The 14663-nt window shown below is 59.8% G+C and carries 11 protein-coding genes and 1 tRNA gene; 11 read left to right on the forward strand and 1 reads right to left on the reverse strand.

The window, feature by feature from the left end; genetic code table 11:
• Positions 1-172: 172 nt before the first annotated feature.
• The 11 genes from ABJ363_15235 (at position 173) to ABJ363_15285 (ending at position 13055) form a co-directional block, all read left to right on the forward strand.
• Entirely contained in the window at positions 173-1942 is a 1770-nt protein-coding gene (locus ABJ363_15235) for an acetolactate synthase 3 large subunit (protein ID MEP4380348.1), read from the forward strand.
• A 74-nt stretch (positions 1943-2016) separates the two neighbouring features.
• Positions 2017-2565, forward strand: a complete 549-nt coding sequence (ilvN, locus tag ABJ363_15240) for an acetolactate synthase small subunit (GenBank protein MEP4380349.1) — start codon at positions 2017-2019, stop codon at positions 2563-2565.
• A gap of 121 nt (positions 2566-2686) precedes the next feature.
• Positions 2687-3706 (forward strand): ketol-acid reductoisomerase, encoded by a 1020-nt coding sequence (gene ilvC / locus ABJ363_15245; GenBank protein ID MEP4380350.1) that lies wholly within the window; start codon positions 2687-2689, stop codon positions 3704-3706.
• A 451-nt stretch (positions 3707-4157) separates the two neighbouring features.
• Complete coding sequence (locus ABJ363_15250; GenBank protein MEP4380351.1) at positions 4158-5753, forward strand: 2-isopropylmalate synthase; 1596 nt, start codon at positions 4158-4160, stop codon at positions 5751-5753.
• 78 nt (positions 5754-5831) lie between these two features.
• Positions 5832-6872: a rod shape-determining protein gene (locus ABJ363_15255; GenBank protein MEP4380352.1), complete on the forward strand. Its 1041-nt coding sequence runs from the start codon at positions 5832-5834 to the stop codon at positions 6870-6872.
• A 46-nt stretch (positions 6873-6918) separates the two neighbouring features.
• A complete protein-coding gene (gene mreC / locus ABJ363_15260) occupies positions 6919-7905 on the forward strand; it encodes a rod shape-determining protein MreC (GenBank protein MEP4380353.1) in 987 nt (328 codons plus the stop codon).
• On the forward strand, positions 7902-8426 hold the full coding sequence (gene mreD, locus ABJ363_15265) for a rod shape-determining protein MreD (GenBank protein MEP4380354.1): 525 nt from the start codon (positions 7902-7904) through the stop codon (positions 8424-8426). The genes mreC and mreD overlap by 4 nt, the downstream gene beginning before the upstream one ends.
• Positions 8423-10312, forward strand: a complete 1890-nt coding sequence (gene mrdA, locus ABJ363_15270) for a penicillin-binding protein 2 (GenBank protein MEP4380355.1) — start codon at positions 8423-8425, stop codon at positions 10310-10312. Before mreD ends, mrdA begins: the two co-directional genes overlap by 4 nt.
• Positions 10313-10314: 2 nt before the next feature.
• On the forward strand, positions 10315-11460 hold the full coding sequence (gene rodA / locus ABJ363_15275) for a rod shape-determining protein RodA (GenBank protein ID MEP4380356.1): 1146 nt from the start codon (positions 10315-10317) through the stop codon (positions 11458-11460).
• Between the two features lie 88 nt (positions 11461-11548).
• Positions 11549-11624 (forward strand) — tRNA-Lys (locus tag ABJ363_15280).
• 492 nt (positions 11625-12116) lie between these two features.
• Positions 12117-13055, forward strand: a complete 939-nt coding sequence (locus ABJ363_15285; GenBank protein ID MEP4380357.1) for an IS1595 family transposase — start codon at positions 12117-12119, stop codon at positions 13053-13055.
• A 105-nt stretch (positions 13056-13160) separates the two neighbouring features.
• Here the strand turns inward: ABJ363_15285 and ABJ363_15290 are convergent, their stop codons facing one another.
• Positions 13161-14066 carry a DUF3800 domain-containing protein gene (locus ABJ363_15290; GenBank protein MEP4380358.1) on the reverse strand — a complete coding sequence of 302 codons (906 nt, stop codon included), beginning with the start codon at positions 14064-14066 and terminating at the stop codon, positions 13161-13163.
• Positions 14067-14663 lie beyond the last annotated feature (597 nt).

A 14663-nucleotide genomic window follows, 5' to 3' on the forward strand; every position in this document is an offset into this window, starting at 1 on the left:
AATCCCGGATCGGGCTGAGGCCCGCGTAAATTACGCCGGTTGTGTCGATCTGGCTGGTCAACGGGGAGCAATTCGTTTATCCCGCCAGTCTTTGGTGCAGTGCAGCAATTGAAGCATGTCGATCCCGGGTCGCAGCGGGTCGACCCGAACGAGAATGAAAGGTGTGGGCGTTATGTCTGGCAATCGTATGACCGGAGCGGAAATGGTGATTAAGGCCCTGGCGGATCAGGGTGTTGAGGTCGTCTTCGGCTATCCCGGCGGCGCCGTACTTCCGATGTACGACGCGTTGTTCAAGCAGAATTCCGTGCGCCATATTCTTGTCCGCCACGAACAGGGTGCGGTGCACATGGCCGAGGGTTATGCCCGGTCCACCGGCAAGGTGGGGGTTGTCCTCGTCACCTCGGGTCCTGGCGCGACCAATGCCGTTACCGGCCTGACCGATGCGTTGATGGACAGCATTCCCGTGGTTTGCCTGACGGGCCAGGTGCCGACTCACCTGATCGGCAACGATGCCTTCCAGGAGGCGGATACGACCGGCATTACCCGGCCGTGCACCAAGCACAATTATCTGGTCAAGGATGTCGACGACCTGAGCACGGTGATGCATGAGGCGTTTTATGTCGCGGCGGCGGGGCGACCGGGACCGGTGGTAATCGATCTGCCGAAAGACGTTCAGTTCGCCGAGGGTGAGTATCACTCGCCGGAGAATGTCACGCACCGCCACTACAAGCCCCAGCGCGATGGCGCGGATGTCGCGATCGAGGAGGCCGTTGAACTGATTGCCAACGCCAAGAAGCCGATTTTCTACATCGGTGGCGGCTGCATCAACTCCGGCCCGCGCGCATGCGAATTGGTGACCGAACTGGTCACCGCGACGGGGTACCCGGCGACCACCACGATCATGGGCCTGGGCGCATTTCCTAGCTCGTCGTCACAATGGCTGGGCATGCTGGGCATGCACGGAACTTATGAATCAAACCTGGCGATGCATGACTGCGACGTCATGGTCGCAATCGGTGCCCGTTTTGATGATCGGGTGACCGGACGCACGGACGCCTTTTCGCCGAATTCGAAGAAGATCCATATCGATATCGATCCGAGTTCGATCAACAAGAACATCATGGTCGATGTGCCGATCATCGGCGACGTGGCGAATGTCGTCGAGGACATGCTCGAAAAATGGAAGGCTCGAAACGCGAAGCCGGACGGCAAGGCGCTCGAAGCCTGGTGGAAACAGATCGAAGAATGGCGCGCGGTGGATTGCCTCGCTTTCGAGCAGGGCACGGGTCCGAAGGATGAGATCAAGCCGCAATATGCGATCAAGCGCCTCTACGAACTGACGAAGGACATGGATGCGCTGGTGACGACCGAGGTCGGCCAGCATCAGATGTGGGCGGCCCAATATTATCACTTCGACAAGCCCAACCGGTGGATGACGTCGGGTGGCCTCGGCACGATGGGCTATGGCCTGCCGGCGGCGGTTGGTGTGCAGGTCGCACATCCGGAATCCCTCGTGATCGATATCGCGGGCGAAGCGTCTACAATGATGAACATCCAGGAGCTCGGCACCATCGCCCAGTACAAGCTTCCGGTGAAAATCTTCATCCTGAACAATTACTGGCTTGGCATGGTCCGCCAGTGGCAGGAACTGCTCCACGGTGCGCGTTATTCGGAATCCTATTCCGACGGCTTGCCCGATTTCATAAAGCTGGCCGAGAGCTACGGCATCACCGGGTTGCGCGCGACCCATCCGAATGAAGTGGATGACGTGATCACCCAGATGATCGAGACCCCGGGACCGGTGATCGTCGATATGGTCGTCGCGAAGGAAGAAAACTGCTTCCCGATGATCCCGGGCGGTGCCGCACACAACGAGATTCTCCTCGGTCTCGGTGATCAGCAGGAACAGAAGCAGTCCGAAGACGGCATGGTCCTGGTCTAGGACGGACCTGTACTGCGGTGGCTCGTCGAGAGCCGCCGTTGCCCGGTTCCAATTTCATTGAAAGCACACGTGTTATGGCAAAAAGAGACGATGCCGTTGAACGGCATGTTCTGGCGGTTCTGGTAGACAACGAACCGGGTGTTCTGGCCCGGGTTGTCGGGCTGTTTTCGGGCCGGGGATACAATATCGAGACACTGACCGTCGCGGCGGTCAGCGAAGATGAGCTGTCGTCGCGAATCAATATCGTGACGACCGGGACCCCGATGATCATTGAGCAGATCAAGGCTCAGCTCGAACGTCTCGTGCCGGTTCGCGATGTCCATGATCTCAGCGAAGAGGGGCCGCATGTTGCCCATGAGGTCGCGCTGGTGAAAATCGAGAATGAGGGCCCCGAACGCCGCGAGGCTTTGCGAATTGCGGATATCTTCCGTGCGCGGGTTGTCGACACGGGCGTGGATTCCTTCGTCTTCTCCCTGACCGGTGCGTCGGAGAAGGTCGACAGCTTCCTGCAACTGATGCGCAATCTGGGTGAGACCGAAATTGCCCGTTCGGGTGTGGTCGCAATCCAGCGCAGCGACAAGGACGGCAAGCCGAACCTGGGCGGTGATCTGGACGACGATTGAGACCTGCGGTGAAGCCGGTCATTGCCCGGCGGCATTCAGCACTGTAAAACCGCGCCACACCGGGCGCGGAAACGCGAAACCAACGATACTTCAAGACTGACGCAGAACAGGGAACAGAGATATGCGCGTTTACTATGACCGCGACGCGGACGTGAATCTGATCAAGGGCAAAAATGTTGCCATTATTGGCTACGGCAGCCAGGGCCATGCCCATGCCATGAACCTGCGCGACAGCGGCGCGACGAATGTCGTGATCGCGCTGCGCGAGGATTCATCCAGCGTCGCCAAGGCGGAGGCCGCCGGATTTGAGGTGAAGAACTCGGCCGATGCGGCCGCCTGGGCGGACGTGGTGATGCTGGCGGTCCCCGATGAGCTGCAGCGGGACCTCTACTATGATCATCTCCATGCCAATCTGAAGGAAAATGCCGCCATCGCCTTCGCGCATGGCTTGAACGTGCATTTCAATCTGATCGAGCCGCGGGCCGATCTGGATGTCTTCATGCTCGCGCCGAAGGGCCCGGGACATACGGTGCGTTCCGAGTATGAGCGTGGCGCCGGCGTGCCGAGCCTCCTCGCGGTGCATCAGGATTCAAGCGGCAACTGTCACGACATCGCGCTCAGCTATGGTTCCGCGATCGGCGGCGGCCGGGCGGGAATCATCGAAACCACCTTCAAGGAAGAGTGCGAGACCGACTTGTTCGGCGAGCAGACCGTCCTTTGCGGCGGCCTTTCGGCGCTCATCCAGGCGGGCTTCGAGACCCTTGTCGAGGCGGGCTATGCCCCCGAGATGGCCTACTTCGAGTGTGTGCACGAGGTGAAGCTGATCGTCGACCTGATCTATGAAGGCGGCCTCGCCAACATGCGCTATTCGATCTCGAATACGGCCGAGTATGGCGATTACACCCGTGGGCCGCGGCTCGTGACTGACGAGACTCGTGCAGAGATGCGCAAGATTCTCAAGGAGATCCAGGATGGCGACTTCGCGCGCGAATGGATGCTCGAGAATCAGGTCGGTCAGGCCTCGTTCAAGACCGTTCGTCGCCTGCAGGCCGACCAGCAGCTCGAAGAGACCGGTGCCAAGCTGCGTGGCATGATGCCGTGGATCGCCGAAAACGCCATGGTCGACAAGTCCAAGAACTAGCTGGTTCCGAAATCGGTCGGTCCGCGTGCCGAAAATACGGGCGTGGACCGAAACCGGCTGGTTTGGTTAACAAAATCGTTGCGGTTCTACATAAAAACGCTCTAAAACAAGGGCGTTAAGGCACTTTCTTTGCATACTGGTGAACCGATCGTTCACCATTTGTTAACTGCCCTGCGTCGATTCTTCGTGTTCGAGGTTCCGCCGGGGCCGTTGGGGAGATTCAGGGCGTGGCAATTGTCCGCACAGCATTCGAATTGTCAGCGCAAACCGTTCGTGGTTTGCCGACAGTTGATCTGTGCCTGACCACTCTCGATCTCGACGCACTTCTTATCGGCGGTGCGGCCCTGCGACTTAGGTGCCCCTGAGCATAAACAGGCCATAGCGGGCTGCGTTGTTCAGGGGAGAGTTCACCACCACCCTAAGTCAGCAAACCGAATTTGAGGCAGGACCAATGACCGCCACCGAAAAGAACACACAAGGTAATGATTCGCCGGTCGACAAGACCGACCCGAACTACGTCCGTATTTTTGACACCACGTTGCGTGACGGCGAGCAATCGCCAGGCTGCTCGATGAACCTCGAAGAGAAGGTGCGTGTTGCGCAAATTCTCGAGGAACTTGGCGTCGATATCATCGAAGCCGGCTTCCCGATTGCATCGAATGGCGACTTCGAGGCCGTGCGTGAAGTTGCGAACACGGTCAAGAAGTCGACCGTGGCCGGCCTTGCGCGCGCCGCGCATCAGGATATCGACCGCGCATGGGAGGCCGTGAAGGTCGCGGAACTCCCGCGCATTCATACGTTCCTCTCGACCAGCCCGCTGCACATGAAGTTCAAGCTGCAGATGGAGCCGGATGAGGTGCATGACGCGGTCATCGACAGCGTCAGCTACGCCCGCAACCTGTGCCCGGATGTTGAATGGTCGCCGGAAGACGGCTCACGAACCGAGCATGATTTCCTTTGCCGGACCGTTGAAAGTGCCATCCGGGCCGGCGCCGCCACGATCAACATTCCCGATACGGTCGGATACGCGGTGCCCGAGGAATTCGCGGCGCTGATCGCGATGTTGTTCAACCGGGTACCGAATATCGACAAGGCCGTGATTTCCGTGCATTGCCACAACGATCTCGGGCTTGCGGTCGCCAACTCGCTGGCTGCCGTCGGTGTCGGCGCGCGCCAGGTCGAGTGCACGATCAACGGCATCGGCGAACGGGCTGGTAATTGCGCGCTCGAAGAGGTCATCATGGCGTTGCGTACGCGCCAGGATGCCATGCCGTACCTGACCGGCGCGGACTCAACCGTGATCACACGGGCGAGCCATCTGGTCTCGACGATCACCGGTTTCAACGTACAGCCGAACAAGGCAATTGTCGGGGCGAACGCGTTTGCGCATGAATCCGGTATTCATCAGGACGGGGTGCTCAAGAACGCTCAGACCTATGAAATCATGACCCCGGAATCGGTCGGCCTGAACGAGTCGAACCTCGTGATGGGCAAGCATTCGGGCAGCCACGCCTTCCGCGAGAAGCTCAAGGATCTCGGCTATGGCGACATGGGCGACAACGCCATCCGTGATGCCTTCCAGCGGTTCAAGGACCTTGCCGACAAGAAGAAGGAATTGTTCGACGAGGACATAATCGCTCTCGTTGATGACACAATTCAGCACGAGAATGTCCGCCTCAAGTTCGTATCCTTACAGGTGCGGGCGGGGTCCAAAGGGCCGCAGGAGGCGGATCTGGAACTCGAAATCGATGGTGAACTGGTGAAGACGACGGCGCGCGGTAACGGGCCAGTCGATGCCACATTCAATGCCATCGGTGAGCTGTTTCCCCATGAGGCGAAGCTGCAGCTTTACCAGGTGCACGCCGTGACCGGCGGCACCGACGCGCAGGCCGAAGTCACGGTCCGCCTCGATGAAAATGGAAAGACCGTGAACGGGCAGGGCGCGGATGCGGACACGTTGGTCGCGTCTGCGCGGGCCTATCTTCACGGATTGAACAAACTGCTTGTGAAACGAGAAAAAACCGCGCCGGCGGCATTGTCGGCGTAGTCGGTAACTGGGCGGAGCTCTGGCGCTCCGTCCGGACCCCGATCCGGGGTCAAATAAGAACGGGCGAGGCCACGCATTATGTTTTCGCGAATCATGGGAGCGCTTTCCGCTGACATGGCAATTGACCTGGGGACGGCGAACACCCTGGTCTATGTCAAGGGTCGGGATATCGTCCTGAATGAGCCCTCGGTGGTTGCGATCGCCGAGTCAAAGGGCAAGAAAAAGGTCCTTGCCGTCGGCAACGAGGCAAAGCAGATGCTCGGGCGAACGCCCGGCAACATCCAGGCAATCCGACCGCTGCGCGATGGAGTGATCGCGGACTTCGAGGTTGCCGAGGAGATGATCAAGGAATTCATCCGCAAGGTGCACAACCGGCGCGGCTTCCACAGCCCGCAGATCGTTGTTTGCGTACCTTCGGGGTCAACCGCGGTTGAGCGCAGGGCGATTCAGGAATCTGCCGAAAGCGCGGGCGCGCGTCGTGTCTGGCTGATCGAGGAACCGATGGCCGCCGCCATTGGTGCTGGCTTACCTGTCACGGAACCGACCGGTTCGATGGTCGTCGACATCGGCGGCGGCACCACGGAAGTGGCGGTCCTGTCGTTGGGTGGCATCGTCTATTCACGCAGTGTGCGCGTCGGCGGTGACAAGATGGATGAAGCCATCATCGGCTATATCCGCCGCAATCATAATTTGCTGGTGGGTGAATCGAGTGCCGAGCGGATCAAGAAGGAAATCGGTTCGGCCTGTCCGCCGGAGGATGGCGAAGGCCGGACGATGGAGATCAAGGGGCGCGATCTGATGAACGGCGTGCCGAAGGAGATCATCATCACCGAGCGGCAGATTGCCGAAAGTCTGGCGGAGCCGATCAGCGCCATCATCGACGCGGTCAAGGTCGCGCTGGAGCATACGGCACCCGAACTGGCGGCGGATATCGTCGATAAGGGCATTGTTCTGACCGGCGGTGGTGCGCTGCTCGGCAATCTGGACTATGTGCTGCGGCACGCGACGGGACTTCCGGTTTCGATCGCGGATGATCCGCTGACATGTGTGGTGCGCGGCACGGGGCGTGCGCTTGAGGAATTCAAGAAGCTCAAGGATGTCCTGGTCAGCATGTACTGACCGGACACCGGGGTGACGGCGAGAACCTGGACGACAGGATAGTCTGGTGGTGAAACGAAACGCGAGCATGTCGGTTGCCGGTCTGGCTGTGCCATTCCGCATCTGGGGTCAGCGGTTTGCATTTCTCGGGTTGTTGGCGCTTGCCTTTGCACTGATGCTTCTCAGCAAGGCGGAAACCGGTGCGCTGGAGCGCGCGCGTACCGCGATTGTGGATGCTACGGCCCCGGTTCTCGATGTCATGTCGCGTCCGGTCGAGGCGGCCCAGACGGCGGCCCAGTCAGTCGAAAGTTTTTTCGTTGTGCGGGCAGAGAATGACCGTCTGCGCGCAGAAAATGCACGGCTTCTGCGCTGGATGCTGATGGCCCAACAACTCGAGGTCGAGAATGCGACCTTGCGCGCCCAGCTCGATTTCGTGCCCGGCGCCGCGCCGCGAGCGATTACGGCCCGGGTGGTTGCGGACACCGGCGGCGCGTTCTTCCACAGCCTTCTGATTAACGCCGGTGCGCGCCATTTCGTGCAGCGCGGACAGGCCGTCGTGTCCCATGGCGGCCTGGTGGGGCGGGTCGCGGAAGTGGGTGACCGCTCGGCCCGTGTGCTTCTGCTCACGGACCTGAATTCGCGCATACCCGCGATTGTCGAATCAACCGGCGACCGGGTCATCGTGACGGGCAATAATACGCCTTGGCCGACCCTGACCTATCTGGCATCGAATTCGCCGGTCTCGGCCGGAGATCGGGTGCTGACCTCGGGCCATGGCGGCGTTTTCCCGCCGGGGCTTGTGATCGGCGTCGTGGCCGAGGCGAGCGAGGCGCGGGTCACCATTCAGCCGGCGGTGCCGCTGGCGCGCGTGAGCGAGGCGCGGGTGCTCGACTATGGTGTGAACGGTATCCTGCCGCCGCCGGAACAGGTGCCGGCCCGGCTTGCCCCGCCGCCGGCTTCTCCGGCAACGCCTCCGGTCGTTCGTGATGTGCCGGCCGGACCTTCCGGCGCCCCTGCGGTTTCTCCGAAAATCGGCGCGGAGACGGCCCGGTGAACGCGGCCGTGTTTGGTCCGATACTCGAATTTACCCGGCGGGTGGTGCCGGGCTTCACCATACTCCTGCTGATATTGCTGGCGCAGTTGCCGATGCCGCTGCCCTTCCTTCCCGATATCGCGCCGGCGTTACCGTTGATGGCGATTTACTACTGGGTCGTGTTTCGTCCCGATCTGATGCCCCGAATACTGATCTTTACCCTTGGCCTGTTCCAGGACGCGTTGATCGGTGCGCCGTTCGGTTTGACGGCTTTGATCTTTCTGCTCGTGCATGGGTTCGTGCTCAACCAGCGTCGTTTTTTGGTCGGTAAGCCATTCTGGATCTTCTGGTCTGGTTTCGCGATCGTCACGCCGGTGGCGGCATTCCTGACCTGGCTCCTGGCCTCGGTGCTTCGCGGCGCGGTCCTGCCAACGGATGTGGTGTTGATGGGAATGGTCCTGACCGTGATCACGTTTCCGGCCATCGCCTGGGTGCTGTTGCACAGCCAGCGCTGGTTGGTCGGCTCGGCGCAGCCGTCATGAACAATCGCGTCAACAACCGGCAGCGGCAGTTCACCCGTCGCGCGGCGTTGCTGGCGGGCGGACAGTTCACCCTGCTGATGGCGCTGGTCGGGCGGATGTACTACCTGCAGGTGGTGGAATCCGAGCGCTACCAGATGCTGGCCGAGGAAAATCGGATCAATATGCGGCTTCTGCCGCCCTCGCGTGGACGGGTCATCGACCGATTCGGGGTGCCAATCGCCATTAACCAGCAGAATTACCGTGTGCTGCTGAAAGCCGAGAATGCGCCGGATGTCTCGGCCGTTCTCGATCGGCTTTCGTTGATCATTCCGATCAGCGCCGATGAAAAGGCCCGCGTGCTCAAGGAAATTCGTCGGCGCAAGAAATTCGTACCCGTAACGGTGCGGGAATTTCTCGATTGGGAGGATGTGGCTCGGCTTGAGGTCAACACGCCCGATCTGCCGGGGATCGATATCGATGTGGGAGAACGGCGCTTCTACCCGAACGGTGCGGCCGGCGCCCACATTCTCGGCTATGTCGGGTCGCCCCGGCCCGAAGACCTGTCGGGAGATCCGCTGCTTGAGCTGCCGGGTTTCAAGGTGGGACGCAGCGGGGTCGAGCGTGCGTTCGATTTGCCCCTGCGCGGGCGCGCCGGTGCCAGCCAACTCGAGGTGAATTCTGTCGGACGCGTGATCCGCGAGCTCAACCGGCATGATGGTGATCCCGGCCAGGATGTGGTCCTGACCATAGATATGGCGCTCCAGCAGGAGGCCATGAAGCAGCTGGGTGAAGAGGCCGGCTCGGTGGTCGTTATGGACGTGGAGACGGGCGGAATTATCGTCCAGGCGTCGACCCCGAGCTTCGATCCCAATGCATTCACCGAAGGGCTCAGCACGGCCCAGTGGCGCGCCGTGGCCGACAATGAACGCGCGCCCCTGCGCAACAAGGCGCTCGCTGGCGAGTACGCACCGGGCTCGACCTTCAAGATGATTGTCGCACTCGCTGCACTGGAGGCGGGCTTGATCACACCCCAGACAAATTATTTCTGCCCCGGCTTCCTGGAAGTTGGCGACGGTAAGTTCCATTGCTGGCGCCGACATGGCCATGGCCATGTGAATCTTGACCGGGGGCTCTCGGAATCCTGCGATGTCTATTTCTACGAAGTCGCACGACGGGTCGGCATCGACAATATTGCGCGCATGGCGAATAAATTCGGCCTGGGCACCGAGCTTGGTCTGGATACGCCGGGTGAGCGGGCGGGGCTGATCCCGACCAAGGCCTGGAAACGTGCCGTGATCGGGCAGCCCTGGGTTCTGGGTGAGACCCTCGTCGCCGGCATCGGCCAGGGCTTCATCACCACCACGCCCATGCAGCTAGTGACCATGACCGCACGCATGGTCAACGGCGGCAAGGTCGTCCAGCCACATCTGGCGCGCGATGTGGTCGCACGGGACAAGCTCGCCGCCCGTGTGGCGGTCGAGACGCAGACCATTGACGTCAAGCCGCAGCATTTGAAGTCGGTGACGGATGCCATGGCCCTGGTGACGGAATCCCCGGCGGGCACCGCGCACGCGGCGCGAATCATGACGCCCGGCATGTCGATGGGCGGCAAGACGGGAACCGCGCAGGTTCGGCGGATTACCCAACGCGAACGCGACGGCGGCGTCATCAAGAACAAGGATCTACCCTGGCGCTACCGGGATCATGCGCTGTTTGTCGGCTATGGACCCATTGACGCGCCACGATATGCCATCGCGGTTGTCGTCGAGCACGGTGGCGGTGGTTCCGCGGTTGCCGCACCGATCGCCCGCGATGTGATGACCGAAACCCTGAAGCGTGATCCCGCGCGCTTGGCGCCCGGCGCCAATGTCGCAGGCCTGCGCGCGCCCGGCAGTCAGGACGGCTGAGGATGGCACGGCTCAGCGGCACCACGGCGACCAAGCTCACCTTCCGTCAGAAGCTCCTGCATCTGAACTGGGAGTTCGTGCTGCTGATTATTCTGACCGCGTCGATCGGCTTCGCGATGCTGTTTTCCGCAGCGAATGGCGACTTCGACCCCTGGGCGTCGCGTCAACTCATGCGATTTGCGGTCGGGGTTCTGCTGATGCTTGCGGTCGCGATGACCGATATCCGTATCTGGTTGCGAGCGGCCTTTCCGATTTACGGGGTATGCCTCGGCCTGCTGGCGGCGGTCGAACTCATGGGGTCGATCGGCATGGGTGCGCAGCGCTGGCTCGATCTCGGTTTCTTCCAGCTTCAGCCGTCGGAAGTGATGAAGGTCGCGGTGGTCCTGGCGCTGGCACGCTACTTTCACGGGCTGGATTCCGAAGATGCCGGCCGGCTGACGAATCTCGCGATTCCGATCATCCTGGTTGCCGCGCCGATGGCCCTGGTTCTGCGCCAGCCCGACCTGGGTACGGCCGGTGTCGTGGCGATGGTCGGCGCCGCGATGTTCTGGTTGGGTGGTGCGCGGCTCTGGCAGTTCGCGACGGTCGCGGCGGCGGCGGCGGCGGCGGTGCCGATCGGCTGGCAGTTCCTGCACAGCTACCAGAAACAGCGGATCTTCACGTTCCTCAATCCCGAGACCGATCCGCTCGGGTCGGGCTATCACATCCTGCAGTCGAAGATCGCGCTCGGTTCGGGAGGCCTGTTCGGCAAGGGTTTTCTTGCGGGTACCCAGAGCCATCTGAATTTCCTGCCCGAGAAGCAGACAGATTTCATCTTCACGATGCTGGCCGAGGAGTTCGGGCTTGTCGGCGGGACCGGATTGATCGCTTTATACGGGCTGCTCATCGCTTACGGTATCTATATCGCGTTCCGCGTCCGCAGCCATTTTGCGCGCCTCCTGGCGATGGGCCTGACGGTGAATTTCTTCCTCTATGTGTTCATCAACATCGCCATGGTGATGGGCATTCTGCCCGTGGTCGGGGTACCCCTGCCGCTGATTTCCTACGGCGGCACGGCGATGCTGACGGTGCTCATCGGCTTCGGCCTGATCATGAGCTGCTGGCTGCACCGCGATACCTACATCAACAAGCGCGGCGGCGCCGCCTGACCCGGCAATTAACCGTGCCGGCAGGGGGTACGCGTATCGACAATCCGGGTCGCGGGTGTTATATCCGCCGCCGCTTCAAGCGCACGGTGGGCGATTAGCTCAGTTGGTAGAGCAGCTGACTCTTAATCAGCGGGTCGTAGGTTCGAGCCCTACATCGCCCACCATTTACCCCATTGATATTATTGAGAAAATACACATTCTGCATTAGGTCAGGGTGGGGTAACTGTCAGACTTTTTGAGGCCTGTCAGACTCTAAAAATGTCTGACGGACGCCCCCAACTGTCTGATTTCAATAGATAATTGTATTAAGAACACCTGATTCTAAATCAGTTGATCAAGTTTGCTTCCACGGACAATAGTGATCTGATGAACGCACAACGCGCAAAGCGTCAGCACACCGTTCCTAGATTCTATCTCGAATACTTTTCTGACGAGGAAAAGATGGTGTGGAGTTATGACCAGGTCGAGAACGAAGTGCGGCCTGCAGTTGCCAAAGAAACAGGCGTCGAAAAGAACTTCTATTCCCCGCAGGACAACGACGGGGCCTATATCGATGACATAGACAACTGGTTGGATGACGTGGGAATAGTATACCTTGCAAACCCAATTTCCGTCCCCATATATGATTCTAGCAATGAATCTATTGGGTTACGGTTATGTCGATTCTATCGAAAAAGCATTTTCACAACGAGAAAGCGGCTTTCGCTTATCTTGAGTCACTTCTCTGGCCGGATGGCCCCCAGTGTCCGCACTGTGGCGTCATCAACAATGCTGGCAAGCTGAAGGGCAAAACCACGCGCGTTGGATTGTGGAAGTGCTACGAGAAAGAATGCCGCAAGCAGTTCACGGTGAAGGTCGGCACGGTTTTCGAGCATGGCCGCATCCCGCTGTACAAGATGCTACAGGCGACCTACCTGATGTGCAGCAGCAAGAAGGGCGTGAGCGCCCATCAACTGCACCGCACGCTTGAGGTCACGTACAAGACGGCCTGGTTCCTGGCCCACCGCATTCGCGAGGCGATGCGCGAGGGGAAAGTTCCGGGCGGCCTCGGCGGTGATAACAAGGTTGTTGAGGCTGACGAGACGTTCGTTGGTGGCAAGGCGAAGAACGCGCACAACAGCAAGCCGATCCCGCCGAAGGAGGCGGTGTTCTCGCTTGTGGAGCGTGACGGTCGGGTTTCGTCCCATCACGTCGCTGCGGTGAACGCGCGGACGTTGCGCCCGATCTTGGTCACGCATGTTGATCGCAAGTCGTATCTGATGACGGACGAGGCGCGGCAGTACGTGAAGATGGGCGAGGAGTTCTCCGGCCACGGTTCGGTGAACCACTCGATTGAGGAATATGTGCGCGGCACGTTCTGGCACACGAACACGATTGAGAGTTATTTCGCGACGTTGAAGCGTGGCATTGGCGGCACCTACCAGCACGTCAGCCAGCAGCATTTGAAGCGGTATCTTGGCGAGTTCGATTTTCGCTACAACTACCGTGCGGCGCTTGAGGTTGATGACACGGAGCGCACTGAAAAGGCGTTGTCGGGCATCGTTGGCAAGCGCCTGACCTATGGGGGGTCTGGTGCGGCGGCGCAAGCGGTCTAGGGGTTGACCCGTTTGCGTGCTGTTGTGGCAAAGTAAACTTGCAGGACTGAACCCGCCTCTAGTGGCGGACGTAGGCCCTGCTTCGGGGCCCTTCGGGGCCCCGCCCTATCTTATGACGCCCATTGGATCACTTGGGTTGGCGGCCCGGACCACAACGTTGTCCAGCAGGTCGAAAGCTTTGTGAACGTCGTAAGCATTTTTTGACGCTAGTGGTTTTTCGCGCCTCAGGAGACCGTAGGCGCAGAAGTCTGCCATTTGGACGAAATAGGATCGGTGCGACTCCTTGAAGAATGGGTCTTCGAGAATGCGGTCAAGTGGGACATGGTCGATACTGCCGTCCGACCGATAAATGGGGTTGAACACGCTCATTCTGCGGGCAAGGCGCGTGTATTCGAGTTCTTTGCCCTCGTCGCAGACAAGAAGGGCGTGACTGTCCCATGCGCGCATTGTGCGTTCGATCCGGGTAAGCAACCGCTCGAAGGCCCAATCATGTTGGGATGTTCTGCACACGTTGAAAACGCGCACGCCGTCTAGGGAGTTTAAAAGTTGGAACGCGTTGCGAAATATCTGGCTGCGGCGGTATTTGGTGATGATCTTGGGCCCCAGGCGCCCGCGCCCGCCGATAAACTCTGTTGCGTGAAATTCCTTCTGCACAAAAATGCCATCAGTTTCTTTGAGGCGGCGACGCCAGTCTCGGATTGCGCGAAATGTCGTTAGCCATTGTGTTGCTGGCACAGCGACGGCAGAAAATGTGATGTATGGGCGTTCGTACGAATCGTCGATGTAGATGAGGTGCATATGGGCAAGCCTACAAAGAAGTCTCAATCTGAAAAGTTCAAAGACCTTGCCCGCGAGATCGACGCGGACGAGGACAAGGATGCGTTTGAGGGCAAGCTGCGCACCATTGCGCGACAAAAAGCCCCCAAAGATAACCCGAAGGACGAGAAATGATGATGCGATCTCTCCAGCCGGAAACCAGTGCCCGCATGGGCTGCCCTTGCGGACACGCATCGGATTGCGCTGTCCACAACGAACCGGCAATGCCGGCTGGAGAGTGCACGTGCGGGCTTACAACTGAGCGTAAATCCCGTCCTTCATTGCAGAGTCGTGCCGTACGTAGCCCGGCCTTGGCCCGGGGAACGACTCGTTAAGGATCTCCAAGGACCTTACGCGGTCCTCGCGGAATAAATCCCAGTCGTGGCCCGGTGTTTCATGGGGGCCGTTGACCTGAAAAGCGCGAAGGAGATTCTTTCCTTCGGAGCTGCGGCCATAGGCGTGAGGCTCAATGGTCCGTACGCCCACGGTGTAATCAACGCGCAGCAAGCGCCGCTCGTTGATGGCCTGACATATAATATCGTTCATTGACGATCTCTTTCCCCCAGCATTGCTGGGCTTGTGGAAAGGACCGTCTTGCGCAGAATCGTTCACTGGCGTACCAATGAACACAGGGAGAAATCACTTCCTTATTCAAGTGCACCCGCGACGGTCCTCAAAAATTGGCGCGGGAAGCCATAACGCCGGAGTGTGATCAGACACTCCGGCGTTATTTTATTCCGATTCGGCTGAGTCGCTTTCCGAAGATTTATCCATAAATCAATTGGATAACGG

The sequence above is a fragment of the Alphaproteobacteria bacterium genome (genome assembly GCA_039980135.1).
Taxonomy (GTDB): Bacteria; Pseudomonadota; Alphaproteobacteria; order UBA6615; family UBA6615; genus UBA8079.

Excerpts from the sequence above, each read along its gene's own strand:
- ABJ363_15235 (MEP4380348.1), top strand. The coding sequence starts at position 173 with ATGTCTGGCAATCGTATGACCGGAGCGGAAATGGTGATTAAGGCCCTG.
- ilvN (MEP4380349.1), top strand. The coding sequence starts at position 2,017 with ATGGCAAAAAGAGACGATGCCGTTGAACGGCATGTTCTGGCGGTTCTG.
- ilvC (MEP4380350.1), top strand. The coding sequence starts at position 2,687 with ATGCGCGTTTACTATGACCGCGACGCGGACGTGAATCTGATCAAGGGC.
- ABJ363_15250 (MEP4380351.1), top strand. The coding sequence starts at position 4,158 with ATGACCGCCACCGAAAAGAACACACAAGGTAATGATTCGCCGGTCGAC.
- ABJ363_15255 (MEP4380352.1), top strand. The coding sequence starts at position 5,832 with ATGTTTTCGCGAATCATGGGAGCGCTTTCCGCTGACATGGCAATTGAC.
- mrdA (MEP4380355.1), top strand. The coding sequence starts at position 8,423 with ATGAACAATCGCGTCAACAACCGGCAGCGGCAGTTCACCCGTCGCGCG.
- rodA (MEP4380356.1), top strand. The coding sequence starts at position 10,315 with ATGGCACGGCTCAGCGGCACCACGGCGACCAAGCTCACCTTCCGTCAG.
- ABJ363_15285 (MEP4380357.1), top strand. The coding sequence starts at position 12,117 with ATGTCGATTCTATCGAAAAAGCATTTTCACAACGAGAAAGCGGCTTTC.
- ABJ363_15290 (MEP4380358.1), bottom strand. The coding sequence starts at position 14,066 with ATGCGTGTCCGCAAGGGCAGCCCATGCGGGCACTGGTTTCCGGCTGGA.